Source organism: Bombella favorum (assembly GCF_014048475.1).
GTDB lineage: Bacteria > Pseudomonadota > Alphaproteobacteria > Acetobacterales > Acetobacteraceae > Bombella > Bombella favorum.
In genome coordinates, this window is sequence record NZ_NWUS01000003.1 from 66652 (window position 1) to 93204 (window position 26553).

20 protein-coding genes and 1 CRISPR repeat array are annotated in these 26553 nt (G+C 56.6%); of the genes, 10 read left to right on the top strand and 10 right to left on the bottom strand.

What is annotated here, in order from left to right; translation table 11 throughout:
• Positions 1–2 precede the first annotated feature (2 nt).
• Together CPA57_RS07310 and CPA57_RS07315 are read left to right on the top strand one after the other, a co-directional pair.
• Complete coding sequence (locus CPA57_RS07310) at positions 3–1097, top strand: catalase (RefSeq protein ID WP_182082168.1); 1095 nt, start codon at positions 3–5, stop codon at positions 1095–1097.
• Between the two features lie 3 nt (positions 1098–1100).
• Positions 1101–1649: a cytochrome b gene (locus tag CPA57_RS07315; RefSeq protein WP_182082169.1), complete on the top strand. Its 549-nt coding sequence runs from the start codon at positions 1101–1103 to the stop codon at positions 1647–1649.
• A 79-nt stretch (positions 1650–1728) separates the two neighbouring features.
• Here CPA57_RS07315 and CPA57_RS07320 read toward each other — a convergent pair whose 3' ends face one another.
• The 3 genes from CPA57_RS07320 to CPA57_RS07330 form a co-directional block, all read right to left on the bottom strand.
• Complete coding sequence (locus CPA57_RS07320; protein WP_077396729.1) at positions 1729–3120, bottom strand: NAD-dependent succinate-semialdehyde dehydrogenase; 1392 nt, start codon at positions 3118–3120, stop codon at positions 1729–1731.
• A gap of 139 nt (positions 3121–3259) precedes the next feature.
• Entirely contained in the window at positions 3260–4420 is a 1161-nt protein-coding gene (locus tag CPA57_RS07325) for an iron-containing alcohol dehydrogenase (protein WP_182082170.1), read from the bottom strand.
• 214 nt (positions 4421–4634) lie between these two features.
• Positions 4635–5228 (bottom strand): TetR/AcrR family transcriptional regulator, encoded by a 594-nt coding sequence (locus tag CPA57_RS07330; RefSeq protein ID WP_182082171.1) that lies wholly within the window; start codon positions 5226–5228, stop codon positions 4635–4637.
• 228 nt (positions 5229–5456) lie between these two features.
• Here CPA57_RS07330 and CPA57_RS07335 point away from each other — a divergent pair, with 228 nt between their 5' ends.
• The 3 genes from CPA57_RS07335 (at position 5457) to CPA57_RS07345 (ending at position 8536) form a co-directional block, all read left to right on the top strand.
• Positions 5457–6071 (top strand): AraC family transcriptional regulator, encoded by a 615-nt coding sequence (locus CPA57_RS07335; protein WP_182082172.1) that lies wholly within the window; start codon positions 5457–5459, stop codon positions 6069–6071.
• Positions 6072–6172: 101 nt separating this feature from the next.
• Positions 6173–7075 carry a dihydrodipicolinate synthase family protein gene (locus tag CPA57_RS07340; protein ID WP_182082173.1) on the top strand — a complete coding sequence of 301 codons (903 nt, stop codon included), beginning with the start codon at positions 6173–6175 and terminating at the stop codon, positions 7073–7075.
• Between the two features lie 126 nt (positions 7076–7201).
• Positions 7202–8536, top strand: a complete 1335-nt coding sequence (locus CPA57_RS07345; protein WP_182082174.1) for an alpha/beta hydrolase — start codon at positions 7202–7204, stop codon at positions 8534–8536.
• Between the two features lie 48 nt (positions 8537–8584).
• Positions 8585–11480: direct repeats of the CRISPR family, unit length 29 nt; unit sequence CGGTTCATCCCCGCATGGGCGGGGAACAG.
• Between the two features lie 253 nt (positions 11481–11733).
• Here CPA57_RS07345 and CPA57_RS07350 read toward each other — a convergent pair.
• Both CPA57_RS07350 and CPA57_RS07355 read right to left on the bottom strand, forming a co-directional pair.
• Positions 11734–13197 (bottom strand): mannitol dehydrogenase family protein, encoded by a 1464-nt coding sequence (locus CPA57_RS07350; protein WP_182082175.1) that lies wholly within the window; start codon positions 13195–13197, stop codon positions 11734–11736.
• 96 nt (positions 13198–13293) lie between these two features.
• Positions 13294–13968, bottom strand: a complete 675-nt coding sequence (locus CPA57_RS07355) for an HAD family hydrolase (RefSeq protein ID WP_182082325.1) — start codon at positions 13966–13968, stop codon at positions 13294–13296.
• 290 nt (positions 13969–14258) lie between these two features.
• Between CPA57_RS07355 and CPA57_RS07360 the strand changes: the two genes are divergently transcribed.
• A complete protein-coding gene (locus tag CPA57_RS07360; RefSeq protein WP_077396736.1) occupies positions 14259–15041 on the top strand; it encodes a DUF421 domain-containing protein in 783 nt (260 codons plus the stop codon).
• Here the strand turns inward: CPA57_RS07360 and CPA57_RS07365 are convergent, their stop codons facing one another.
• Together CPA57_RS07365 and ssb are read right to left on the bottom strand one after the other, a co-directional pair.
• Positions 15042–15695 carry a transglycosylase SLT domain-containing protein gene (locus CPA57_RS07365; RefSeq protein ID WP_182082176.1) on the bottom strand — a complete coding sequence of 218 codons (654 nt, stop codon included), beginning with the start codon at positions 15693–15695 and terminating at the stop codon, positions 15042–15044.
• Positions 15696–15781: 86 nt separating this feature from the next.
• Entirely contained in the window at positions 15782–16351 is a 570-nt protein-coding gene (ssb, locus tag CPA57_RS07370) for a single-stranded DNA-binding protein (protein ID WP_182082177.1), read from the bottom strand.
• A gap of 139 nt (positions 16352–16490) precedes the next feature.
• Here ssb and uvrA point away from each other — a divergent pair, with 139 nt between their 5' ends.
• The 4 genes from uvrA (at position 16491) to CPA57_RS07390 (ending at position 22710) form a co-directional block, all read left to right on the top strand.
• Entirely contained in the window at positions 16491–19427 is a 2937-nt protein-coding gene (uvrA, locus tag CPA57_RS07375) for an excinuclease ABC subunit UvrA (RefSeq protein ID WP_182082178.1), read from the top strand.
• A gap of 14 nt (positions 19428–19441) precedes the next feature.
• Complete coding sequence (locus tag CPA57_RS07380; RefSeq protein WP_077396740.1) at positions 19442–19780, top strand: DMT family transporter; 339 nt, start codon at positions 19442–19444, stop codon at positions 19778–19780.
• A 3-nt stretch (positions 19781–19783) separates the two neighbouring features.
• Entirely contained in the window at positions 19784–20314 is a 531-nt protein-coding gene (locus tag CPA57_RS07385) for a DUF2946 family protein (protein WP_182082179.1), read from the top strand.
• Positions 20315–20415: 101 nt separating this feature from the next.
• Positions 20416–22710, top strand: coding sequence for a TonB-dependent receptor plug domain-containing protein (locus CPA57_RS07390; RefSeq protein WP_182082180.1), 2295 nt, complete (start codon positions 20416–20418; stop codon positions 22708–22710).
• Positions 22711–22778: 68 nt separating this feature from the next.
• Here the strand turns inward: CPA57_RS07390 and trhO are convergent, their stop codons facing one another.
• The 3 genes from trhO to CPA57_RS07405 form a co-directional block, all read right to left on the bottom strand.
• Complete coding sequence (trhO, locus tag CPA57_RS07395) at positions 22779–23723, bottom strand: oxygen-dependent tRNA uridine(34) hydroxylase TrhO (RefSeq protein ID WP_182082181.1); 945 nt, start codon at positions 23721–23723, stop codon at positions 22779–22781.
• Between the two features lie 113 nt (positions 23724–23836).
• The gene (locus CPA57_RS07400; RefSeq protein WP_229709332.1) at positions 23837–25354 is read right to left on the bottom strand and encodes an autotransporter strand-loop-strand O-heptosyltransferase; all 1518 of its coding nucleotides are present in this window, start codon (positions 25352–25354) and stop codon (positions 23837–23839) included.
• The gene (locus CPA57_RS07405; RefSeq protein ID WP_326831370.1) at positions 25347–26522 is read right to left on the bottom strand and encodes an autotransporter strand-loop-strand O-heptosyltransferase; all 1176 of its coding nucleotides are present in this window, start codon (positions 26520–26522) and stop codon (positions 25347–25349) included. The genes CPA57_RS07400 and CPA57_RS07405 overlap by 8 nt, the downstream gene beginning before the upstream one ends.
• Positions 26523–26553 lie beyond the last annotated feature (31 nt).

Consider the following 26553-nt stretch of genomic DNA (forward strand, 5'->3'; position numbering starts at 1 on the left):
CAATGGCACATTCCCCCCGCAAGGGCAGCCCAGCCCGCTGGGCTGCGGTCGTGCTGCCGCCACTTTGTCTGGGTGGCCTGATGGCCTGGACGGCTGGCGTTTTCAGTCCGGCCGCCATATCTCCTTCCCACTTCATGCAGCGTTTCCAGAAAGCCGGCGCACTGGACAGAGGCTTCCGCCGTGCCCACGCCAAAGGCATGTGTGCCACAGGCTGGTTCGACCCCACACCGGAGGGCCGTGCCCTGTCCCGCTCCGGTATATTCAAGGGGGAGCACCTACCTGTCATGGGGCGTTTTTCGCTAGCCCCGCCGCTGCCCTACCTGCCAGACAACCCGGCTGCAGCCCGCAGCCTAGCCATGCAAATACGCTCCTCAACTGGGGATGATTGGCGGATGGCCCTTGTGGATGCGCCTCTCCAAGTCATGCGGGATATTGCTGATGCCTTCGCTTTCTTCAAGACGGCACGGTTGGACCCTGCAACCAACAAGCCGGACCCGGCCGCCATCCGGGCCTATGCAGCCCAACGCCCCTGGCTAAAAACAGCCTTTGAGCAGGCTAAATCTCACAAGCAGGCGTCCGACCTGACCAACGACACCTACAACAGCCTCGACAGCTTCATTCTAACGGACGAAGCGGGAAAAAAGACGCCTGTCCGCTGGGCGGCCGTAGCACAAGAACCTTTCAGCCCAGCTGAAGGCAGCAGTGCCAATGATAAGAACTATCTCTTTAAACGGCTTGTGCAGACGTTAGACCAACGGCCTCTCCGCTGGGATATCGTCGCCACGATTGCCCGTGAGGGAGACCCCATTAACGACCCCAGCCAACCTTGGGACGAAGCCGACCAAAAAGTGACAGTCGGCACGGTGACGTTCACGAAAGCTTACAGCGAGGATGAAAGCCCCTGTGGCCCCATGGTGTTTGACCCCACCATCCTGCCGGATGGAATCAGCACCTCTGACGACCCGCTGCTGGCCCTGCGCTCGTCAGTCTACATGAAGTCCTATGCAACCCGATCTGCCGAGCACAAGACGCCCAGCATGGTTACACCGGGCGACATCACCCATCCCACCCTCACCCCGGACGGAAAAGGCCAGTAATCCATGTCATTTCCACAGAATACGGGCCATGCTGCTCCCTTCCCCCGCCTCTCTATCCTGCTGCACTGGGTGATGGCGGCTCTCATCATTGTTATGCTCTTTGTCGGGCTGTTCATGGCGCATAACTCCACCGTTCACTACGCCAGTCTCTTCACGCTGCACCGCACGGTAGGTTTCCTGCTCCTACTGCTAGTGATTGTCCGGCTCATCAACCGGTTTACCAACCACACGCCACCACTACCCAATGATCTGCCCGCCCCCATGAAGCTGGCGGCGCATCTGTCCCATATCCTGCTTTATGGCTTCATGCTCGCCCTGCCGCTGGTCGGCTGGGCTATGCTCTCGGCGGGCGGATACCCGATCACCCTGTGGGGTGGCTGCCACATCCCGTCCCTCATGGGCTTCCATCCCCATCTCTGGGGTGAACTACGCTGCCTACACAGCCTGCTGGCCTATGGGCTGATCCTGCTTATCCTCGCCCATATCGGGGCTGCCCTACTGCATGGCATCATCCGGCGAGATGGTATCATGGGCTCCATGCTGGGGCGGTAAGACCTCCAGACACGAAAAAAGGCGGCCCCCATGGTGGAGCCGCCTTTTTCATGACCAGAGATATGGACCAGCCCAGTTCTTAGAACGGAGCATCAATATCCACGACGTTGATGAGCTTGTGGTTCACAAACTCCTTGATGCCTAGGGCCATTAGTTCCCTGCCAAAGCCAGAACGGGCGATACCACCGAAGGGCAGTTCAGCCTTGGTACCCGTCGGATGGTTGATGAACACCATGCCAGTACGGAGCCTGGAGGCTACACGAAGCGCATGAGCCTCATCCTTGGAGAAGATGGAACCACCCAGCCCGTAAGGGGAATCATTGGCGATGCGGACGGCATCATCCTCATCCTTCGCGCGGTAAAGCTGCGTGACAGGACCAAAGAACTCCCAGTGACGGGCCTCGTTGTTCTCATCAAGTCCGGTCAGGATGACGGGCTGGAAGAAAGCCCCCTGATTAGGCACAGGTACAGGGATCGTCTCGGCCTTCGCACCCTGCTTGACGGCCTTCTGGACCAACTCCCGCAGATCATCCGCAGCCTTCTGAGAGGACAGAGGAGCAAAGGTAGTGTTCGGGTCCATCGGATCACCGGCCTTCAGCGCGGCGATGCCCTTCTTGTACAGTTCCACGAAACGATCATAGAGGCTGTCCACCACGATGATGCGTTTTGCAGACACACAGACCTGACCAGCGTTCCAGTGACGGCCAAACACAGCCCATTTGACGGTCTTCTCGAGGTCGGCATCATCCAGAACAATGAAGGCATCGCTGCCCCCCAGCTCCATCGTTGCCTTTTTGAGGGCCTTACCAGCCGTACCAGCCACGATGGACCCGGCTCGCTCGGAGCCTGTCAGCGCAACGCCGCAGGTGCGGGGGTCTTCCAGTACCATGTCCGTGAATTTGTGCGGCATGTAAATGTTCTGGAACAGGCCCTTCGGTGCACCGGCTTCCTCAACCAATTCTTGGCAGGCCGCTGCACACTGGGGCAGGTTACCTGCGTGTTTCAGAAGAACGGCATTACCGGCAGAAAGCTGCGGGGCAACGATGCGCAGCACCTGATAGTAAGGGAAGTTCCAAGGTTCAATGGCAAGCACGATGCCCTGCGGCTCGTACACCATGGTCGCACGGCCCACCTTCGGGTCGGAGACCTTAAGCTCTTCCGGCTTCAATAGTTCGGCAAGATTCTCTGCGTAATATTCGCAGATCTCCGCAGAGAGAATCACCTCTGCCTTACCTTCGGTCAGTACCTTGCCCATCTCCAGTGCAGCTAGACGGGCCAGCTTATCAGCATCCCGCCGCAGCAGAGCACCGATATTCTTCATCAGCTTGGCACGCTCTTCGAAACTGGTTGCCCGCCATGCCTCGTAGGCCTTATGGCCTTTATCCAGAGCGGCCTTTACGTCCTGCTCGGTTGCCTCTGGGAATTCTTTAAGAAGTTCGTTCGTATAAGGGTTAATAGTGGCGAATGCCATGATACACCTCGCTCCTCTCAGGACGCCAGCGGCGGAGCCTTATGTTATCTACGGGTAATTAAGGAATATTTACCCGTAGTTAGGCAGGGGGGAATGAGATGAATACATGAATCATCCCCCCTAGGTAGATATTGGTACCTTACAGACTTCTTTCCAGAACTTTGCGGCTAATTTCTGGTGTAATGTCTGCACCTTCCCCAAGGGCGGTCATGCCATGCTCTTTAAGCTGAGCAATAATGGGGTCTATGCCGGTCTGATCAATCTCATAGGCGGACAAGCGGACGGGAATATCCAGCCCCTCAAAGAAGGCCTCAACACGGGCGATGGCAGCATCAATACGCTCATCCTCTGTGCCTTCCGTTAGTCCCAGCACTCGGGTCGCATATTGCAGCAGCTTGGCCCGCTTCTGCTCCCGGCGTTCCTTCAGCATAGCCGGGAAGACAATGGCCAATGTCCGGGCATGGTCGATCCCGTATTTCGCTGTCAGTTCGTGACCGATAGCGTGAGTCGCCCAGTCCTGCTTCACCCCGGCACCGATCAGGCCATTCAGGGCCTGTGTTGCCACCCACATCAGATTAGCCCGCAGGTCATAATCATCGCTCGGGGCCTTGGTAATGCGCGCTGCAATATCATGCAGGCTAAGCAGAAGCCCTTCTGCGTAGCGATCCTGCACCATCGCATCCTGCGGCAGTGTCATATACGCTTCCATCACATGTACGAAGGAATCCGCCACACCATTGGCCACCTGACGAGCTGGAAGGCTGAATGTCCGTGTCGGGTCCAGGACCGAGAAAACCGGGAAAACATGCGGGTTTGAGAAAGCCAACTTATCACCTGTCTCCTTACGGGAGATCACGGCAATATTGTTCATCTCCGACCCAGTAGCTGGCAGCGTCACGACCGTGCCGAGCGGCAGGGCCTCTTTCACCGTTTCACCCTGCTTCAACAGAATTTCCCACGGTTCGCCCTGATAAGGCACAGCAGCAGCGACGAATTTTGTACCGTCCATGACGGAGCCACCACCCACGGCCAGCAGGAAATCCACCTTCTCCTTACGGGCAACATCAACGGCCTTCATAAGGGTTTCGTAAGTCGGGTTGGCTTCAATACCGCCAAACTCGCAGAAGCTACGGTTCCCAAGGGCTTTGCGCACCTCGGCAAGCGTACCACTCTTCTCCGCACTGGAACCACCATAGAGGATGAGAACCCGTGCTTGCTTACCCAGCTGTTCATCCAGCTTGGCAATCATGCCTTTGCCAAAAAGAATCTTTGTCGGGTTATAGAATTCAAAATTATCCATAACATCCTCTCTTTCACTCTACGGGTCGCACCATGTAATAGACTGGTCATCTCTAAGCTGGCGTTACCACTAAACTCTCTATCCCTTATGGCCGGGGCACCTTACGGAGTCTGCCACTCGTCTTCATTGGGATCAATTAAAAATAGACCGGTCATCTCTAAAATGAAAGGCCATTCTGAAAAAATACACAAACCCTTTAAAAAAGGGCAGAAAATCAGGCCGCTACGAGCCTTCTTGTTACTGCGAACGCTTCCTCAAACGGCACCGGCTGATGCGTCACCTTCACAAGCAAGGTGGCACCAAGCCATGTCTGATACACCACAGAAGCCATCTGTCGGGCAGGCAGCCCCTTTGTGATGGAACCATCTTTCTGGCCTTCCTCGATGATGCGAGCCAGACGATCCACAATGCCGGTCGTTCCTTCCTCAAGAATCAAACGCATCCTTTCGGAAAGGTCGGACACCTCAGCTGCTAATTTGACGACAAGGCACTTCCCGCTCAAGCGTCCATTATGTTGAGCATCTATCCAACACTGACAATAGATAGACAGCTTCTCGAACCCTGTTTTGCCCTTCTGGGCAATGAGGGCATCAAGACTCTCCATATACTGTTCGTTATAGAGCTCCAGCAGGGCCGCCCCGAAATGCTCCTTCGACTCAAAATAATGATAAAAGGAGCCTTTGGGGATATTGGCTGCCTCCAGAATCTGACTAAGACCCACGGCAGAAAACCCCCTCATCCCGATGAGAGGACGGGCGGATTCTAGAATACGCCGACGGGCCTGCACATGTTTCTCTGCAACTGTCATGCTACTTCTATAGCAGAGAGGTTCTAATCTGTCCATTAAAATAGACCGGTCATTCTATTTTTGCAGCCCTCAATGGACGGCATAACGCTAAACGGATTATCCTAACCCTATTTGGGATCAGACATGCCTTGAAATAATGCCATGCTTCTTTCTTCCTCTTCTCTGCTTTCGTCCGGGCCGCCATGGCATTACTGGCGGGCCAGCCACCCCGACATAAAAGAGATGAGCATGGCACAAGGCACTACCCTCGCCTTGCCTTTACATTTTCATCAGGAAGATCAGCTCGCTTTCCTACTTTCGGGCTGCCGTCATTTTCTCATTGCGGGCCAGTCGATCCGTCTCACGGCGGGACAGGCCTTGCTCATCCCCGCTAACACGCCCCACATCTCCCGTGATGACAACCCCACACAGGCCGGGCAAACTTTCTGCCTGAATCTCTATCTTATACCCGGCCTCTACACGGATCGAGCCGACTGTGCCGGGCTGATCCGCCATCATCTTGGGGAACAAGCTTCACGCATCCATCTGGCACCACCTCTGCCCCTCCCGCTGCCTATGCAGGATGCCCCCTTGATGGGTTCTATCCAAACGCTTGCCCGTCAGGCCAGAATGAGCCGGGAGGCCTATTCCCGCCGCTTTCAACGTCATTACGGGCTAGCACCGCAGGCCTTCCGGCTACTTCAGCAACTCAATATGACCAAGGCGCAGCTCCGTTCCGGTAGCAGCAACCTACAGGCTGCCATAGATGCCGGCTTTGCCGACCAAAGCCATATGGGCCGCCTCTTCCGCCGGACATTCGGCACAACACCGGGCCGTTACCGGGTCGGCCCTGCACCGCTCTAACCACCGCTAGACCCAAGAGCCAGAAAGATCACATTCCTTCTATACGGTCCGGCCTTTTTCCCGCCATCATGCCCAGACCGTAACGGCAAGGACTGATTTCCATGACTTTTTCCTTCAAAGGGCTAAGTGCCTTCCCCATCACCCCTATGCATCAGGCAGCTCCTGATGAAGCACGCTTTGCGACACTAATTACCCGGTTGGTAGAAGCCAAGGTGGACTCTATCGGGGCTCTTGGCTCCACCGGCAGCTATGCCTTCCTGACGCGTAACGAACGTGAAAAAATCGCCCGACTAGCTGTACAGCAAGCCGGTACAACGCCGGTTCTCGTCAGCATCGGGGCCATTAATTTGCGGGATACCCTCCTCCTAGCTGAGGACGCCCAAAAAGCCGGTGCTAAAGCTCTGCTCCTGCCTCCTATGAGCTACTTTCCTCTACGGGAAGAAGAAGTTTTCACCCTGTACGAGACCGTCAATAAGCACATTTCCGTTCCGCTGGTGGTGTACGATACCCCCGGCACAACGCAGTTCCATTTCTCCGATGCGCTGATGCAGCGCATCTGTGAGCTACCGCATGTCCGCTCCGTCAAGCTCCCTAGCGGCTCCCCCACGGTAGAGAAAGCCACAGCCCGGATGAAACGCCTGCTACCAACGCTACCTAAGAGCATTTCTCCCGGCATTAGTGGTGACCCAACGGCCGCCAATGCCCTGATGCAAGGTGCCCACATCTGGTATTCCGAATGGGGCGGCCTGTTCCCCCGTCTAGCCCGCCAGCTGACAGATGCCGCTCTAGCCGGGCAAAAAGACGACGTGGCCCGCATCAATGCCATCTTCACCCCTTTCTGGGAGATGAGTGCCCGCTATGGTGGCTCCTTGCGTGTCATCGCCTCGGCGGCAGAGATTATGGGCCTAGCAGGTGCCGATGCGCTCCCCAGTCCTCTGCAAAAGATTTCCCAAAACGACATGGAAAAACTCGCCTCGCTCATCAAAACGCATCAACCGAGTTAACCCCAACTACAACAGGCCCCACATTATCGGGGCCTGTTTCTTTTCAAGCCACATGGCTTTCCCATAGGCTGAACTATGATAGCGTTAGGGGGAGTTCTTCATTCCTTTTCATCCCATGACGGCCCCATGTTATTTCATTCATCATACCATCGTCAGACATCCCGTCTCTGGGCGCATAGCCTACGTGCTGGTGCCCTAACACTTATCCTTGGTAGCCTCTCCCTCTGTCAGGCGCAGGCTAACCCGGCTGAGTGCACACCGCTAGAAGCACTCCAGCCCCCACAGGCCAACACGACAGACCCACACAAACCATTCTTTATTGATACATCCGGACTTCAGAACGGTAGCGGCGCCATGCCTGTGCACGACCCGCACAACCCACTCTACCCACAGGCGATTGATCTACCAGATGAAACCCTGCCGCCAGCGAACAAAACAGGCAATTACATTCTTGGCCCGACTCATACCCTGCCCGCCCTATGGCAGGACATACAGCCTGCCCGGGGGCGGCTCATCAGCTTTACGCTAACCTCCTCCCCCACCAGTGGCTATAATCCCGGCACCATGCGGGACGAACCGGTGCCCTGCGCCACTGGAATGAAAAATGTATCCACCAGCCAGCCGGGTGATCCTTCCATCCTGAACGTACCCGGGGCCCATCCAGCACCATGGACCCGCACGGTGGATGTTTATGTTCCTCCCAATATCCCTACTGATCGTCCTTTACCGTTCCTGATCTTCGGTGATGGCGGCAATGATGGCATTTACCCGGGCCGAGACCTGTTCGCCTTGGTCGATAGACTCATAGAGCAACACCGGATTCCTCCCATGGTCATTATTGGCGTAGGGTCAGGCGGTGGCGATGCCCAAGGCAGTGAGCGAGGACGGGAATATGACACCATGTCCGGTGCTTATGCGGATTGGGTGGAAGCGCATGTTCTACCTCTCGTGGAACAAAAGGCCAGCATCACCCTCTCCCACAACCCAGAGGAACGGGCCACCATGGGGTTTAGCTCCAGCGGGGCAGCGGCCTTTGCCATGGCGTGGTTTCGACCGAATCTCTATCACCGGGTGTTGGCCTATTCGCCATCTCTGGTCAATCAGCAATGGCCGCATGACCCAACCCTGCCTGGTGGCGGTTGGCAGCTTCATTCCCCGTGGGCAGGCACACCGCACGCTGTGCCACCCCAGCCCGGTGCTGCCCTCATACCCGCCGCACAACGGGCCCCGCTACATATCTGGTACGAAATGGGAGATCAGGACCTCTTTTACCCTGTCCGCCCCATGCCAGACGGGATGCATGACTGGGTATTAGCTGGCGAGAATCTGGCCCGTGTGCTGGGAAACAAGGGCTATGACTATCAGTTCGTTTTCTCCCGCAATGCCCAACATGTAGACGCCCCCACTATTGAGCAGACTTTGCCTGAGGCTCTGGAATGGCTATGGCGACAGCACAACTAGCCGGCTTCCCCCTCTAAAGGGCAGATAACTGCATGCTATAAATAACACGGTCTCATCCCCGCACAGGCGGGGAACAGTGGGCCGGGTAAAACGCATGATAGCCTTAAATCGGTTCATCCCCGCATGGGCGGGGAACAGCTTGGGCATGAGGGTGGTACGATATTAGGCATCGGTTCATCCCCGCATGGGCGGGGAACAGCGGAAGCAGATCAGCGTAACATTCAACATCGCCGGTTCATCCCCGCATGGGCGGGGAACAGGCACGGTACATATCTTCTGCGCTGTCACCGACCGGTTCATCCCCGCATGGGCGGGGAACAGAGCACAGGCGATTATAATCAGCGCTATAATCCCGGTTCATCCCCGCATGGGCGGGGAACAGACTGACAGCGTGACGCTGGAAGGAGCACACCGCGGTTCATCCCCGCATGGGCGGGGAACAGTCTGGTGGCTTATTCTCGCCCATCATCTGCCTCGGTTCATCCCCGCATGGGCGGGGAACAGTGGAAGAGAAACGCCTCGAGAAAGGCATGAGCCGGTTCATCCCCGCATGGGCGGGGAACAGCTTCTCTGCCAGATCATCAAGCGGCCAGCCATCGGTTCATCCCCGCATGGGCAGGGAACAGTCTTTTTATCAGTACGGCCCCTCTTTTGGTGACGGTTCATCCCCGCATGGGCGGGGAACAGGCCGGTCCCCTCTGACACGATCTCCAGCTCGTCGGTTCATCCCCGCATGGGCGGGGAACAGTGGCCTGACCCGACAGCAAACGGACCTACTCGCGGTTCATCCCCGCATGGGCGGGGAACAGCATCCACCTCATCATGAGCAACCCACCGTCCCCGGTTCATCCCCGCATGGGCGGGGAACAGTCCAGAAATCGCTCGCCATGTCCGTCAAGCAGCGGTTCATCCCCGCATGGGCGGGGAACAGAGAACTGCTTCAACCGGGCGTCCATGTTTTCGCGGTTCATCCCCGCATGGGCGGGGAACAGGTGCGGAACATCGGTCTGGTGTCGCCCCCTCTCGGTTCATCCCCGCATGGGCGGGGAACAGTCCCGGCAGAGAGGATGAAAATGAAGCGAGGTCGGTTCATCCCCGCATGGGCGGGGAACAGACACGCCGAAACAAAAAAGGAGATCAGCCAGGCGGTTCATCCCCGCATGGGCGGGGAACAGATGATGAACTCGGCTCTACAGTGGCAGTTGGACGGTTCATCCCCGCATGGGCGGGGAACAGAACGAACCATTGTTTTCCATAGGTTGTCCCTCCGGTTCATCCCCGCATGGGCGGGGAACAGTTAACGTTGCCTTTTGACTTGTCAAGATGCGGCGGTTCATCCCCGCATGGGCGGGGAACAGCCATAAATCGTGAGCGGTACTCAATAATTCGGCGGTTCATCCCCGCATGGGCGGGGAACAGCACCCCAATCAGCACGGAGGACAGCCCCGGGGCGGTTCATCCCCGCATGGGCGGGGAACAGATTGAAATGTGTGGAGAGCGTTTCAATTCGCCCGGTTCATCCCCGCATGGGCGGGGAACAGTTTGCGAGCCTGGGCGGTGTCTCGTTCGCCATCGGTTCATCCCCGCATGGGCGGGGAACAGATGGGCGTTTTCTCATCGCTAGGCAGGTAGGCCGGTTCATCCCCGCATGGGCGGGGAACAGACCGCAGGCAAGTAAAGGAAAGCATCATGGCACGGTTCATCCCCGCATGGGCGGGGAACAGATTTTCCCCTCGAGGCAGCCCAAAAATGCCGCCGGTTCATCCCCGCATGGGCGGGGAACAGCGCCCGCAATTCTGCGGCAAGAGCGGCCTGTTCGGTTCATCCCCGCATGGGCGGGGAACAGCATGGTCAGTCATCGTTGCTCCCTCCCTCGTGCGGTTCATCCCCGCATGGGCGGGGAACAGGACGCTAGTCGGCGGTATAATATCCAGATACCCGGTTCATCCCCGCATGGGCGGGGAACAGTTTTGTGTGGACGCCGGCCATCCCCCGGCGTCCGGTTCATCCCCGCATGGGCGGGGAACAGCAAGTCGGCAGATGATGGTTTTTTTGAGCCGCCGGTTCATCCCCGCATGGGCGGGGAACAGACCTGCTGGATGACGGGGCCCAGCGCAACGGCCGGTTCATCCCCGCATGGGCGGGGAACAGTGTTCCCCATGGGTTTAGAGCGTCGTTTTCATCGGTTCATCCCCGCATGGGCGGGGAACAGCGCTTCCTCAATGGTTTTGATCCGCTCTTGGCCGGTTCATCCCCGCATGGGCGGGGAACAGTACTGCCAGACCGTTCGCACCGGCCCGAAACCCGGTTCATCCCCGCATGGGCGGGGAACAGTCTTCTTTGGCATCGTAGCGGTCTTCCTCTGCCGGTTCATCCCCGCATGGGCGGGGAACAGCCAGCAGCCAGGATGAAGATGAATCGGGACCACGGTTCATCCCCGCATGGGCGGGGAACAGGTCCCTGTCCTCTGCCTGCCTGCGGATCAAGCCGGTTCATCCCCGCATGGGCGGGGAACAGCGCTCCGTTTGATCGTGAATCAATCAAGTGGCCGGTTCATCCCCGCATGGGCGGGGAACAGATCCCAGAGACAAAAATCAACCGATATATTGGCGGTTCATCCCCGCATGGGCGGGGAACAGCGTCCACGAATTCCATTAGTGGAGTTCAGCCGCGGTTCATCCCCGCATGGGCGGGGAACAGAGTTAGCGGCGTCTCTGTCTCGCCCGTTTCGTCGGTTCATCCCCGCATGGGCGGGGAACAGCACGCTATGCCGCATCCTCCAGAACCCACGGCAGGTTCATCCCCGCATGGGCGGGGAACAGGGTTGTAGTGTTGAGGTCGCCCCATCCACGCCCGGTTCATCCCCGCATGGGCGGGGAACAGCAGCCATTAACGCCGTTAATAGGGCGCATCCGCGGTTCATCCCCGCATGGGCGGGGAACAGACTTCCTGTAACCATAAGTAATATAAGTCTTTTTTTTGTTGTCAAAGAACCTACCAACTTAAATATAATTTTAATCCTTTCCCCAGCGCAAGCCTTCCTCTCTGCTTGTAGGGATAAAAAAACCCTCTCACATCATTAGCCTAGCAAGGCAAAAAATAATTTTATCCACAGAGAACTCATGAACATAAAAAAAGGGAGGACTAAACCTCCCTTTTTTCATCTCATACTTACACACCGGTCATGCGCAGTGGCATCACACAGGCAAGCTAGACAGCACACCCTCCTTACGGATCAACTCCCGGTTATGTGCAATTTCTTTCTTGAGCTCAGGTGTCAGAAGATCACGCCAGCTATCAAAAGCCGGAAGATTGATCGACTCTGAGACGTCATCAGAGGCAGCAATCTTCAACTGCTCTTCGCTCAAGAAAGGCTCTTGAAGCGCAATTTTCTCACCCTTTTCGTTCTTACCACGCAGCAGCTCCAGCAGGAGAGCCATGCAATATACGATCCGGGTACGGTCCCGGCCTCCCTCCAGTACAGCACGCACTGTTTCCGTCCAGAACACCTGTGCCTTGGACGTTGCATCAGATGCAATACGGGCTACCTGATCCGCCATAGCCGCATTGGAGAAACGGGTCAGCAGGGTGCTTTTGTATTTGTGCAGGTCTACACCCGGGGGTGCCTTAAGGGTGGGGATCACGTCCTTTTCCAGAACAGAATCCACAAACTTATGCACACGTGGCTCACCCAGAACTTCATCAACCAACTTGAGATTCAGCAACATACCCGCTGCGCTGAGAATAAGATGGCTGGAATTAAGCATCCGGATCTTGGCATGTTCATAGGCACTGACCTGATCCGTAAACTCGACACCAACCTTCTCAAAAGCAGGGCGGCCCGCTGCAAACTTGTCCTCAATCACCCACTGGATGAAATCTTCAGAGAGAAGCGGCTGAAGGTCTTTTAGCCCGCTACGCTCATTCAGCTTGGCTTTGTCTTCATCCGAGACGGACGGAGTAATACGGTCCACCATCGCATTGGGGAACGTCACATTCTGGTCGATCCAGTCGGCCAGATCAGCATCCACAGCACGGGCATATCCAACAAAAGCCTTGCGGGACACATCCCCGTTATGACGCAAATTATCGCAAGACATGATGGTCAGGCCGCCATGCCCAGCCTCCCGGCGGCGACGGAGACCTTCCACCACAAAACCGAAGATGGTTCCGGGATTCTTCGGGTCAGCAAGGTCTGCCTGCACAGCTGGCAGAGACGTGCGGAACTCCCCTGTTGTCTCATCAATGTTATAACCACCTTCCGTGATGGTCATGGAGATGATCTTGGTGGCCTTGTCCGCCAAAAGGGCAAGCACCTTTTCCGGTTCATCCGGGGCCTGAAGATAATCTTTCAGACACCCCATAACACGGATCTCAGCCTTACCATCAGCGGCGATCTCCGTCAGGGAATACAGCCCTTCCTGCGCCCGAAATTCTTCAGCCTTCCTGTCGGAATTGCCACCAGAACGCAGACCAACCCCGGTGATGCCCCAATGATGCTGGTCTGGCAGAGCCAGAACACGATCCACATAATAGGCCAGATGGGCCCGGAAAAAATTACCCACACCAAAATGCACGATACCCGACGTCACCTTGCGTACATCGTACGAAGGGCCAGCCACAGTTTCCGGTAAGGATTTCAGATCATCATATGTCAGCATAACATGTCTCCAGAAGGCTCATGAATAAAACGGGCACCATGACCGGTCCGCTCCGACACATGCAGAGCGGATGCCACCCCCCAAGAGCAGCCTTTTTCAGCCCTTTTTGTGATGCTCTTTCTGTGCAGCGATGATCGTCTTCAGCAACGGCACAAACTCATCAAGATGAGCAATGCGCAGCAGGCCCGGCCATGAAGGGGCGGGCTTGTCGAGATCGCGCAGCAATACGCAGGCCATACCTGCCCGACGGGCTGCCTCAACACCGGCATCGGAATCCTCCAGCACCAGGCAATGGGCCGGATCAACACCTTCCTGCTTCGCCCCATGCAGATAGATATCCGGGCGGGGTTTGGGCATGTTCAGGTCCCGGCCGGAATGGATGCGCTCTTCCTTCAGGATCTTATCCAGACCCGTGCTAGAGAACTTAGCCTCCATTTCCGCTTCTGAAGAGTTGGAACCAACACGGATCGGCAGGCGAATTTCATTGACGACATCCCGCAGCATCTTCGTAGCACCGGGTACTTCCTTCGCCTTTTTCCGCATCATCTCTACGATGCGGTCCTGCATGATCATGTCCCAATTATCGGGCAGCTTGTCGCCAGTTTTCTCGGCGATCATCTCGCCAATCTTGGCCAGCTCGCCACCACCAAACAGCTTGTTGCCCTCTTCATCGCTGATGTTCCAGCCGTGGCTACGGGCATCCTCGGACATCAGGGCGGTGGAAAGATGCTCCCCCCCCACCAGCACGCCGTCACAGTCAAAAAGGATCATATCAAGGCGCCCTGTGGGCAGCACGGCAGCAGGGGCCTGATCGGGGATCGGGAAATTCGTATGCTTGCTCATGAATACTCCTTCCTTGCCTGGACCGGATTCGGTCTCTGAAAATTTCGGTGCCTGTTTTCTTCTCTCAAGAGTAACAGGCAAGAAAAAGATCGCAACATCTTGAAAAGCTGTTAACGAGCCTTATAGCCTTACACGTGAGGGATTTTCCCTCCTACACGAGGGCGGTGCATCCTCTTCGAAAGCCGCTCTCCTTATTCTTCCTCGCAAGGTTCCCCTGAATGCTTCACCAACTCTTCCCGAATCTCGCTCTTAACATCTGGATGTTCCTAAAGCTGGTAACCGGCTTCGCCATCATCATCGCTTATCTCAACATCTCTGGCCGCAGCCAGGTCTCCCAGATGAACGCCATCGACCTTGTCGGTAACTTCATTCTCGGTGGGCTCGTTGGCGGGGTCCTTTACACGACTAACATATCCTTTCACGAATATGTCATCGCCCTGCTCATCGGGGTCGGTATTCTGCTAACACTGACACGTTTCTGCAGAAAAATCAACATGTTCAGAAATGTAACCATAGGCAGACAGATACCGATCATCAAAGATGGTCGTTTTCTTATGGAAAATATCCGCGATAAAAACAACAAGATCGACATGCTCAATATTGCTTCACAGCTCAATATTCAGGGCATTTACTCGTTTGATGATGTTTACTTCGCACAGATCGAACCAAGCGGTGCCATCACTGCAATTACAGACAAAAAGAAGCTTCCTGCACTTATCATCTATTATGATGGCGTCGTCCGTGCAGATGACCTTGAAGATGTCGGCCTCTCTGAAGAGGACCTCCTGGAGGATATGAAAAAACGGAACATCGAAAAACTGGAAGATATCTTCCTCGCTGAGATCAAGGACGGCCAGTTCCGCTATGTCCTCATGGATGGGAATGTCATCCCGCACACACGACACGATAATCGGGACGGCGCCCCCACAAAGGCCCCGCACAGTCCCGGCGCAGCAGCAGCCCTCGCTAACGGCCTGACAAGCCCGAAGAAGGGCGGCTAATCAGAACAGCCAGTCCAGGAAGTTTTCCCACCAGCCGCCTTTTAGCCTGTCTTTGCAGGCATCATACTGCTGCTGGTACTGCTGAGCACGGTGGCCCACCTTACGGGCCACCGTTACCAGCCAACCTTTTGAGGCATAGGTACGGCGGCGATAGCCGGTCCATCCCTCATGGTAGGCAAGATACTGCCTCGTAGCATCCGTCACGGGGATGCCATCTACCTTCCGGGTATTGGTAATGTACCAATTCATGAAATTGAGAGCATCGGCATAATCTGTCCGGCTGCCACCGGCACCAGTCTGACGCTGATAATCATGCCAGATTTCATTTTTAGCCTGGGCATAACCGTAAGCCGTGCTGATGTGCCCCCACGGGATGATCCAGAGAATATAGGTCCGCCTGGTCCGTGCATTAGCCCGGAAGCTGGATTCCTGATTCATAATAGCCATAGGGACGGAGGCAGGAATATGCCATTTTTCCTCCTGTCGCATGGCCGTATGATACCAGCCACGCTTTTCCTGAAAAATATCGCAGAGGTTATTAGGATTGCGTGGAGGCGAAGTAGCACAGCCTGCCAGCATGCTCCCGACCAACACCAATAACGCACCGGCCCGCACACACCCTTTTACAGCCTGCCTATTCGCTGCTCCGCTCATCCCTAACTTTCCCACCCTCTGGCCGTATCTTTCTATGGCCCGATGCTATGCCGCCCCACCGGGCCCTTTGTTACGACACTACCGGATCAGAAAGGAATTTCGTCATCCAGCTCCTGGCCACCATGGTTCGGTGAGCTATCCCAACCAACGTTGGAACCACCACCCATGCCACCGCCCTGCTGCGGACCACGGCTGCCGCCACGACCTGAAGACATGCCGTTACCGCCGCCCCAGTTGCTACCACCACCGTTAGAGCCGCCATCATAACCATCATCGCCAAAGCCACCATCACCACCACCGCTACGCTGGCCATCCAGCAGCACCAGATTGCCACGAAAACGGTCGATCACCACTTCGGTCGTATATTTCTCTACACCCTGCTGGTCCGTCCATTTACGGGTGCGCAGTTCGCCCTCAATATAGACCTTGCGACCTTTACGCAGGTAGCGTTCGGCAACATCACCGACACGCTCATTGAAGATGACGACACGGTGCCATTCTGTACGGTCCCGCCGCTCACCCGTGTTGCGGTCATTCCATGTGTCACTTGTGGCAATGGCCAGATTGACGATCTTGCTACCGGACTGTGTATTGCGAACCTCCGGGTCACGACCCAGATTCCCTACCAGAATGACCTTATTCACACTGCCTGCCATGCGTCTTCTTCCACTTCTCTAAAGAACTTTTCATTGCCACGGTTCGATTCTGGCACCGTGTACCCATATTGCCTATATTGCACAGATAGACCGCCCATGCATCCACCACAGCCCGCAAGGCCGTCATTGAGGACATAGCGTGACAGATACAGCCACTCCCGCCAGCACAAGCCACATCATCGTCCGTGGTGCCCGTACACATAATCTACGGAACGTCAATGTCACTATCCCTCGGGATAAGCTAACCGTGCTGACGGGCCTTTCCGGCTCTGGCAAGTCCTCCCTCGCTTTCGACACCATTTATGCCGAAGGGCAGCGTCGCTATGTAGAAAGCCTCTCTGCCTACGCTCGCCAGTTTCTGGAGCTCATGGGTAAGCCGGATGTAGATTCCATTGAAGGTCTCTCCCCGGCCATTTCCATCGAGCAGAAAACAACCTCTCGCAATCCACGCTCCACGGTCGGCACGATCACCGAAATTCACGACTATATGCGCCTGCTCTGGGCACGGGCTGGCGTTCCCTACTCCCCGGCCACCGGCCTACCCATCGAGGCCCAGAGCATCAGCCAGATGGTAGACCGTGTCATGACTATGCCCACCGGCACACGGCTCATGCTTCTGGCCCCGGTCGTGCGGGACCGAAAAGGCGACTGTGCGAAAGAACTAGCCGAGCTGACCCGCCGTGGCTTCGCCCGTGTGCGGATTGACGGCACACTCTACGAAATCAGCGAAGCCCCGAAACTGAACCGCAAGACACGCCACAATGTGGATGTCGTAGTAGACCGTGTGGTGCTGAAAGAAGGTGTGGAAACCCGGCTGGCTGACAGTTTTGAAACCGCTCTGGAACTTTCGGACGGGCTGGCCTCTGTCGAGGAGGTCCTCCGCAATGGGAAGGACCGTGAGCCGCTGAAGGCCTCTTTCTCCTCCCGCTATTCCTGCCCGGAATCCGGCTTCATGCTGGAGAGTGTGGAACCACGCCTTTTCTCCTTCAACGCCCCAATGGGAGCCTGCCCAACCTGTGACGGGCTGGGGACAGAAACACATTTCGACCCCAACCTCATCATCCCCGATGACAGCCTGACCCTGCGTGAAGGGGCCATTGCCCCGTGGCGGAATGAGCAGGACCCGCTCTTCGACCAGACCCTCGCCGCCATTGCCCACCATTGCGGGGAAACGCTGGACACGCCCTGGAGCAAGCTGAAGGACAGCTCACGCCATTTTCTCCTACATGGTGCTCCTGAGCCTGTCAGCATCCCCTATCAAGATGACAAGGGGAAGACCTACACCATCAACCGGCCCTTTGAGGGCATCATCAACCATCTGCAACGCCGTCTGGCGCAAAGCAGCAGCATCCATGTGCGAGAAGCTCTAGGCCGGTATCAATCCGCCATGCCCTGCCCCGCCTGTCATGGTGCCCGCCTGCGGCCGGAAGCCCTCTGCGTGAAGGTTAATGATAGCAACATTGCTGAAGCTTCAGAACTAACCATCAGCGAGGCTCTTGCATGGTTCAACACTGTGGAAGCCAGCCTGACACCCCAGCGGGCCGAGATCGCCCGGCGCATCCTCAAGGAAATCACCGAACGGCTACATTTCCTCGACCGTGTGGGCCTGGACTATCTCACTCTCTCACGCAGTTCCGGCACGCTCTCCGGCGGGGAGAGCCAGCGCATCCGGCTGGCCTCGCAGATTGGCTCCGGCCTGACAGGCGTCCTCTATGTGCTGGATGAACCCTCCATCGGGCTACACCAGCGGGACAATGCCCGCCTGCTCACCATGCTGGAGAGACTGCGAAATCTCGGCAATACCGTCCTTGTCGTGGAACATGATGAAGATGCCATCCGGCAGGCGGACTATCTCATCGACATGGGGCCAGGAGCTGGAACGCAAGGCGGGCATGTCATCGCCTACGGCACACCGGAAGAAGTTGCCCAGAATCCCGACAGCCTAACCGGCGCATGGCTAGCGGGCCGCCGGGGCATCCCCGTCCCCGCCACACGCCGCACAAGCAAACGCTGGGTAAGTATTCATGGGGCCAAGGGGAATAACCTCAAGAATGTCAGTGTGAAATTCCCGCTCGGCACCTTCATTGCCGTTACGGGTGTTTCCGGTAGCGGAAAATCGACACTGATTACCGATACCTTCTATAAAGCCCTGGCCCGGCAGATCATGAAATCCGCTGCTGTTCCCCTCCCTTATGGGCGGCTAGAAGGCACCGAACAGCTCGATAAGATCATCGAGATTGACCAGTCCCCCATCGGGCGGACACCACGCTCCAACCCCGCCACCTATACGGACCTCTTCGCCCCTATCCGGGACTGGTTTGCCGAACTGCCAGAAGCCAAGGCACGAGGCTATAAACCGGGGCGTTTCTCCTTTAACGTCAAAGGAGGACGCTGCGAGGCCTGCCAAGGTGACGGTGTGCTGAAGATTGAGATGCACTTCCTGCCGGATGTGTTCGTCACCTGCGATACCTGCAAGGGCGCCCGCTATAACCGGGAAACACTGGAGATCAAGTTCAAGGGCAAGTCCATTGCGGACGTTCTGGCCATGACGGTGGACGAGGCCGTGCCGTTCTTCAGTGCGGTGCCCCGCATTGCGGACCGTCTCTCCATTCTCCAGCAGGTGGGTCTAGGCTATGTAGCCCTCGGCCAACAAGCCACGACCCTCTCCGGTGGTGAGGCCCAGCGTGTGAAGCTCGCCAAGGAACTCGCCCGCCGTGCCACAGGCCGGACCCTCTACGTGCTGGATGAACCCACCACCGGACTCCATACCGAAGATGTCCACAAGCTACTAAATGTCCTTCACGCTCTGGTAGAGCAGGGCAATACGGTGCTGGTCATCGAGCATAATCTTGATCTCATCAAGACAGCGGATTGGGTGATCGACATCGGGCCGGAAGGTGGCGCAGGCGGTGGGCAGGTTGTCGCCACTGGCACACCGGAGGACATTGCCGCCTGCAAGGAGAGCCATACCGGGCAGTTCCTCGCCCCCATGCTGGCCACCGGGAAGACAGAACCGACACCAGCCACACCGCAGCAAGGTACCAGCAAGAAAGGTGGCAGAAAAAAGAAATCCTGATATAGGACATTGCCATGACGCCTTTTCTTGCCTGGCTCTTCCTATTCGGGGCTATCCTTCTGGAGGTTCTGGCAACTAGCCTGCTGAACATCTCCAACGGGTTCCGCAAGCCCCTGCCCACCATCGGCTCGCTCCTGCTCTATGGGGCGGCCTTTTTCTGTCTGGCACAGGCCCTCAAATGCGTCCCCCTCGGCATTGCCTATGCTGTCTGGTGCGGGGTGGGGATCGTCTGCATCGCTGTCATCGGCGTGACCATCTTCCGTCAGCCGCTCAATCTAACGGCTTATCTAGGAATCGGGTTAATTCTACTCGGAACGCTGCTAGCCTGCCTCTCCGGTGGGGTACGGCACTGACCCATGAAGGCCTTCCCCACCCACAGCCTGATGACCTCTACCCTGCTGCGCTGGCATCCGCTGCGCTACCTCATGGTGCTGGTCATGCTGCTGGGCTTTGGGGCACAGACTCTTCTCACAGCATCTAGCCTGCCGGATGAAAACCCCCGGGCTGCCATCCTACGGCTGACGGGCATCGATATTGCTCCCGCAGCCTTTATACAAGCTGCATCCTCCATGCCCGACATGGACCATGCCAGCATGATGCAGGAAGAACAGCAGCCCCATTACCCGCCCCAACCTTCCACTCCCCACATGAAGAGCCACCATCATTCTGGCGGGCATCATCATCACGGACTGGACTGCCCGCTCTGCCCCCTGTTGGGCCATGTTCTTCTAGCTCTGACAGTCCTTACCGTTCTGCTCAGCTGCATCCGGCTGGCTCGGCAGGTTTGGCAAGAAACACCCCCTGCACACGCCCCGCCGGAACAGACCCGGCAACGCCCCCCTAGCCGTGGGCCACCCTCATTCATCCTGAATCACGCACTCACTTGACCGATCCAGCCTGAGGAAGGCTGCGCATCGGCCTTTCCGCATGTTTTCTTCAGAATGGATGAGTTTTGTCTATTTTCCACCCTTATGAAGGCGGGCGCAGCATGCGTCCGGCCTATGTGTTTCGTCATCTACCGTCCTTCTCGGCTCTGACCACCCTGCTGCTGGGCAGCCTGATCCTGCCAACCAAAGAAACAGAGGCCCAAACCACACCGAAAAGCCATATAACCCCCGCCAGCCAGCCACAGCTCTCTCCCATCCAGCAATTACCCACCTCATCGCCTAGTACACAGCCTATTGAACAGATCAACGTCATAGCTACACGACGCCCCTTCACGCAGGCAGCCGACACAGCAGCCCTGTTTCGGGACGTACCGGGGTTCAGCAGTTACAAAACGGGAGGCATTGCCAGCCTGCCGGTCCTCAACGGCATGGCGGATGACCGGGTCGCCACCTTCGTGGATGGCATGCCCCTAATGGCGGACTGTCCCAACCACATGAATCCCGCCCTCTCACAAATCAGCCTTGATGAAGTATCCCACAGCGTAGCCATTGCCGGAATAACGCCTGTTAGCCTCGGCGGGGACAGCACGGGAGGCACCATCTCCGTAGAACGAAAAGACCCGCAGTTCGCCAAAGAAGGCAACATCCTCGTAACAGGCGATGGACGGGAAGATTGGCGCAGTAATGGGGGGGGCTCCGGTGCTGGTGGTTCCATCACAGTGGCTAACGACATGCTCAGCCTGCGCTACAGCGGCTCCTACACCCATGCCAGCGACTACACCGCTGGAGGGCGTGGGGGGCGGGTTCTCTCCAGCAACTATCTCAGCTTTAATCATGACGTAACAGCAGGCCTGAAGCTGAAAAACCATCTCTTCAGCCTAACATTCGGCCAGCAGGACACACCTTATGAAGGCTTCCCCAACCAGTATATGGATGAGACCAACAACCGCTCTACCTTCGTGAATGGCAAATATGTCGGCACGTTCAACTGGGGTACGCTAGAGGCCCGGGGCTACTGGCAACGTGTAACCCACGCCATGAACATGCTAGCCGACAAGGGTGGCCACAGTGCTACCACCGGCATGCCCATGAATAGCGATGGCCGTACGGCAGGCTACAGTCTGGTTGCCACCATACCGCTCGGGCAACGCCATCAACTCAAGGTCGGCAGTGCCTTCAGCCATGATGGCCTCAATGACTGGTGGCCGCCTGTCATGAGCAGCATGATGATGGGGCCGGGTACGTTCCACAGCCTGAACAATGCCCACAGGAACCATCTCGGCCATTTCATCCAATGGAATGCCCAATGGACGCCCCGCCTCTCCACCGAGCTTGGTATGCGCAGTGACGTCATCTTGATGAATACCGGCCCGGTCTCCCCTTATCAGGGCCTATCCCCCATGAGTGGAATGGGCAGCATGGGCATGGGAGGAATGTCTGGCATGTCCATGATGAGTATGGGCCACATGTCGGATATGGGCATGTCCGGTATGGGAATGGGGAGCATGAGTATGGGCAGCACCAATCAGGCGGCCGCCCGTACCTTCAACAGTGCCCGCCGGGGACGTACAGACGATAATTTCGATGTCACAGCTCTGCTACGCTACAAAGCCAGTGCCTACCTGAACATCGAGGGCGGCTATGCCCGCAAGACACGCTCCCCCAACCTGTATGAACGCTATGGCTGGAGCCGGGAAAGCATGACAGCCCGGATGATAAACTGGTTTGGTGATGGTAATGGCTATGTCGGTAATCTGAACCTGAAACCTGAAGTCGCCAACACCGCAAGCGTAACGTTCCGCTTCCATGATGCGGATGATCATCAGTGGGAGGCCATGATCCAGCCTTTCTACACCTACACGCACAATTACATAAACGTTGTGCGCATCGGTGCCCTGTCACGCGGTTTCAACTTGCTCCAGTTCGTCAACCACAACGCCCAGAGCTACGGCATCAACGCCTCCGGCCGGACGACCCTGTGGGACAATACGCACTGGGGCACGGGGGAACTTTCCGCCAATCTGAATTGGGTGCGGGGGCAGGACTTCAAAACCCATTCCGGCCTGTACCAGCAAATGCCGCTCAACGGGACTATCCGCTTGCATGAGCATTTCGGCCCGTGGCACGGCATGGCAGAAGTCGTGCTTGTCAAAGCAAAACATACGGTGGACTGGGTCCGCAACGAACCCCGGACACCCGGCTATGCGCTGTTCAACCTCGGGGCTGGGTATCACTGGTCCCGCTATCTTCAGCTGGATGTGAGCCTCGACAACCTGCTGAACCAGCGTTACGCCCTGCCGCTAGGAGGGCGGGCCGTCAGCACGGCGGGCAGCCCGCCCGGCCCGGTTCTGGGCATGGGCCGGTCGGTCAATCTGACCCTACGGGAACATTTCTGAACATAACAAAGGCGTCCCCCCTTGCGGGAGACGCCTTTTCCACAACACATCAGGATTTGAAAAACAGGTCAGCCCTGCGCCTCATCCCCTAGATGAGCCTGCCCTCGTTCTGCTGCTAGCTGTGCCTGACGCTGCCGCTCACGATAACGCTGTCGCTGAGCATCCGTTCTCTGTCCGTAACAGTGCGGGCAGCTCACACCTTCCTCATACTGGGGCGACTCTTTATCTTCCACACTGATGGGTGCACGACAGGCATGGCAGAGGTCATACTTGCCCAGTTTCAACCCGTGCCCAACTGACACACGCTGGTCGAACACGAAACATTCCCCATCCCACAGGCTTTCTTCCTCTGGAATCTCTTCCAGATATTTCAGGATGCCACCCTTGAGATGGTACACATCGTCCACCCCTTCCTGCCGGGCAAAGGCAGTGGATTTTTCGCACCGTATGCCCCCCGTGCAGAACATGGCGATCTTCGGTGTACGGCCCTGTGCCTCCACCTCTTTCCGCCAGTTGCGGAACCACTCGGGGAAGGCACGGAATGTCTTCAGGTTCGGGTCCACAGCGCCGCGGAAGGTGCCAATGGCTACTTCGTAGTCGTTGCGGGTATCCATCACGACCGTATCAGGGTCAGAAATCAGGGCATTCCAGTCCTTCGGCTCAACATAACGGCCAACACAGACATGGGGGTCAATATCCGGCTGTCCCATCGTGACGATCTCTTTCTTCAGCCGCACTTTCATACGCAAGAAAGGCATCGTCTTCGCACGGGACTTCTTGTAATCGAACCCGGCACAGCCTGGCAGGCTGTCGATATAAGCCAGTACGGCATCAATGCCCGCATCTGGCCCGGCGATCGTGCCGTTAATGCCCTCACGGGCCAGCAGCAAACTGCCTTTGACACCCTCCTTCTGGCATATCTCCAGAAGCGGTTCACGCAGGGCTTTATGATCCTCAAACGCCGTAAAATGATAAAGAGCGGCCACACAGACCGGCAGAGATGTTATCGTCATTCAGTCAACCATTCTCGCAAAGAAGGAACCTGACTGCCCTTCTAGCAGGCTGCCCCATAAATGACACCCTGCCGGGCATGATGGGAGGGTGGGGATGCCACCCTCATTAGTGGTTAAAGTTTCCAGTAAACTTCATGCCGATGCTCATACCCTTGCCGCCCTGCCACTTCTGCGACCTCTTTCACCCGCTCCACATCGTCAGGCCACGGCTCACCAGCCGCCACGGCGGGCGGAACAAGGTCATGATCCCGACAAAGCTTCTTAATGACAGACAACACATAAGACGTGCTGATATTCCGCGTACATTCAAAAGCACGCTCTGTCCCTTTATGACGGGGGCAGAACAGATAGTCGTTATGCTGGAAAGGCGTCCGCAGATCGTGCCAGCAGCTATTACAACCATGATTACTGAACACACGGTACGGCGTCTGGAACTCATTGATCGGGTCTGTAAAACCGCTGATCATGACAACAGGTGTTCCAACAGCCCAAGCCAGCCATGAAAGGCCGGAAGACAGGCCGACAAAAAAATCAGCATGTTTTATCCAGCGGGCCCGTTCTGCTAGCGGACGCTCCCCGGTTTCATCCTCCACACCGTTGGGCATATGGTTCCATGTGATGTTATGGCCGACCACGGGGTCCTTATCGATACAGATAACACGATAGCCCATCTTTTTCAGATACTGGACCGTATCCAGCCATCCTAGCGGGTTCTGCCACATCTTGCAGGCACAGGATGCCTGTACGGCCACCACCACATAAGGCTCCTCTATCGGGCGGGTATCGGCTTTCTCGATAGCCACCCGGGGGCGGATCTCTGTCGGGTCCACACCCATAATCCATCCGGCTGTCCGATGCAGGCCAACAGCACGGAAGTCCCGTGGCTGCCAAGCCTGTTCCTCATCATGGAAAAACAGTCCGATATAATAGCTGGCGTAAAACTCGCCTTTCACTCCGACAAACTCCGCCTCCTTCAGGAAGCGAATATGCGGGTAGGCCGGCCCCATGAGGTCGACAATCACTTCGCTCGTCACGACGGTCATGTCGCAGTCATGCTTCTGTCCGAACCGATCGATATACGGTACCCACCCCAACGGGTCCCCTAACGTCCCGGTCGGCATGATGATGGCGACTTTCTTCCGCCGCGCATCATATTCATGCGTCCAGACAAGTTCATCACCCTCAAACAGCTCGATCAACACCTGTAGAAAGTATTTCTTACGGGAAGAGACATATTCTCCTCCAGATTTACCATCATACAGGCAGGTATCTGTCTCCATATCCCAGAAGCGCACACGCCACTGCTCACCTTCTGGCATCTTGATCCGGATACCGAGGTTGAAGTCATAGCGCAGGCCGTAGGGCCCCTCCTGTGTGGGCTCCATCTCCGGTGCTGGGAATGGGAGGTTGGGCAGCCGCTCTATGCCGTCATCTTTCTTATTCAACGGCCCTTTGCCACTTGCCTCGAGAGAAGCAGACGGCAGTTCAGCCGCAGAGAAAACCATGCGGTCCTCTTGCCCTTCCACACCGGAATCCACTGTTTCTTCCGTAAAGGGTAGTATGGAGGCAGAGGAAGGTGGCCTCAGGGCGACGATATCCTGCAAGACACGTTCCGTTTTCTTCTCAGTCATTCTGTGACAGCTCCCCAAACCCCGGAATCTGCTCAATGGTTGTTTTCACCTGTGTGAAGGAAATCCCTCGGGAACATTCAAACATCTTTTCTGTCCCCTTATGACGCGGGCAGAAGAAAGGATCGCTCGGTTTCAACTCGATATTCACATCATTGGCACAGCCATTGCAGACATTCCTATTAATGATGCGATACGGCGTATAGAACTCGTTATATGGCTCGGTATAGCCGCTGATCATGACCACCTTGGCACCAGCAGCCCAAGCCAGCCACGCCAGACCGGAAGAGGTTCCCACGAAGAATTCAGCATGCTGCAACCAGCGGACACGCTCTGGCAATGGGCGGTTCCCGGTCTCGTCCTGCGCCCCATGAGGGATGGTCCGGATGGCTGTGATAGGCCCAGATACACGGTCCTTATCAATACAGACAACCTTGTAGCCTTTCTCCTTCAGGAAGCGGATCAGATCATACCAGCCGCGAGGGTTATTCCAGTATTTACTAAGCCCTGATGCCTGCGCCCCGATGCAAACGTAGGGCTCTTCCATCGGGCGGCCCCCTGGCTCAACAACGACACGGGGCTTCCGCTCCTGCGGCGACAGCCCCAATATATAGGCACCCATGTGGGAAAGACCGGTCTGCCGGTAATCATTAGGCTGGCACGTAAACTCCGTATCCCCAAAAAAGACCAGCACCTTGTAATGGGCGTAATATTGCCGGTCGCTCTGATCATCCTCATCAATAAACCGAATATGGGGGTAGGCATCCTCAAAAAGAGGAATCATGGCCTTATTTACGAAGAAACTCGCACGACAGCCATGCTTCTCCACAAAGCTAGCGGCCTGCCCAATCCAAGCGATATGGTCACCCAGCCCGCCCATATACATCGTTATGAGGACTTCACGATCCTTCAGATCGCAAACATGGGTGAAAAACTCTTCCCCATCCTTCCAAATGGTGATCTCAAAGCGGACATAATACCGCTTCAAGCTCTGCACCATGCCAGCCCCGTTGATCTCCTGAAAGAATAGGACCGTATCTGTATCCAGGTCCCGCAACCTTACTGCCCAAAGGGCTCCCTCCGGCACACAGACACGACAGCCATCATTGAAGTCATAGCGGATCCCTCCGGGACCAGCCTGCGTCAAAACAATCTTGTCATTGTCACTCACGGCCACACTCCTGCACACATGCCTCCTCTTC

What these genes read in the sequence shown, in the direction of transcription:
- CPA57_RS07310 (WP_182082168.1), top strand. Translation starts at nt 3, where the DNA reads ATGGCACATTCCCCCCGCAAGGGCAGCCCAGCCCGCTGGGCTGCGGTC.
- CPA57_RS07315 (WP_182082169.1), top strand. Translation starts at nt 1,101, where the DNA reads ATGTCATTTCCACAGAATACGGGCCATGCTGCTCCCTTCCCCCGCCTC.
- CPA57_RS07320 (WP_077396729.1), bottom strand. Translation starts at nt 3,120, where the DNA reads ATGGCATTCGCCACTATTAACCCTTATACGAACGAACTTCTTAAAGAA.
- CPA57_RS07325 (WP_182082170.1), bottom strand. Translation starts at nt 4,420, where the DNA reads ATGGATAATTTTGAATTCTATAACCCGACAAAGATTCTTTTTGGCAAA.
- CPA57_RS07330 (WP_182082171.1), bottom strand. Translation starts at nt 5,228, where the DNA reads ATGACAGTTGCAGAGAAACATGTGCAGGCCCGTCGGCGTATTCTAGAA.
- CPA57_RS07335 (WP_182082172.1), top strand. Translation starts at nt 5,457, where the DNA reads ATGGCACAAGGCACTACCCTCGCCTTGCCTTTACATTTTCATCAGGAA.
- CPA57_RS07340 (WP_182082173.1), top strand. Translation starts at nt 6,173, where the DNA reads ATGACTTTTTCCTTCAAAGGGCTAAGTGCCTTCCCCATCACCCCTATG.
- CPA57_RS07345 (WP_182082174.1), top strand. Translation starts at nt 7,202, where the DNA reads ATGTTATTTCATTCATCATACCATCGTCAGACATCCCGTCTCTGGGCG.
- CPA57_RS07350 (WP_182082175.1), bottom strand. Translation starts at nt 13,197, where the DNA reads ATGCTGACATATGATGATCTGAAATCCTTACCGGAAACTGTGGCTGGC.
- CPA57_RS07355 (WP_182082325.1), bottom strand. Translation starts at nt 13,968, where the DNA reads ATGATCCTTTTTGACTGTGACGGCGTGCTGGTGGGGGGGGAGCATCTT.
- CPA57_RS07360 (WP_077396736.1), top strand. Translation starts at nt 14,259, where the DNA reads ATGCTTCACCAACTCTTCCCGAATCTCGCTCTTAACATCTGGATGTTC.
- CPA57_RS07365 (WP_182082176.1), bottom strand. Translation starts at nt 15,695, where the DNA reads ATGAGCGGAGCAGCGAATAGGCAGGCTGTAAAAGGGTGTGTGCGGGCC.
- ssb (WP_182082177.1), bottom strand. Translation starts at nt 16,351, where the DNA reads ATGGCAGGCAGTGTGAATAAGGTCATTCTGGTAGGGAATCTGGGTCGT.
- CPA57_RS07380 (WP_077396740.1), top strand. Translation starts at nt 19,442, where the DNA reads ATGACGCCTTTTCTTGCCTGGCTCTTCCTATTCGGGGCTATCCTTCTG.
- CPA57_RS07385 (WP_182082179.1), top strand. Translation starts at nt 19,784, where the DNA reads ATGAAGGCCTTCCCCACCCACAGCCTGATGACCTCTACCCTGCTGCGC.
- CPA57_RS07390 (WP_182082180.1), top strand. Translation starts at nt 20,416, where the DNA reads ATGCGTCCGGCCTATGTGTTTCGTCATCTACCGTCCTTCTCGGCTCTG.
- trhO (WP_182082181.1), bottom strand. Translation starts at nt 23,723, where the DNA reads ATGACGATAACATCTCTGCCGGTCTGTGTGGCCGCTCTTTATCATTTT.
- CPA57_RS07400 (WP_229709332.1), bottom strand. Translation starts at nt 25,354, where the DNA reads ATGACTGAGAAGAAAACGGAACGTGTCTTGCAGGATATCGTCGCCCTG.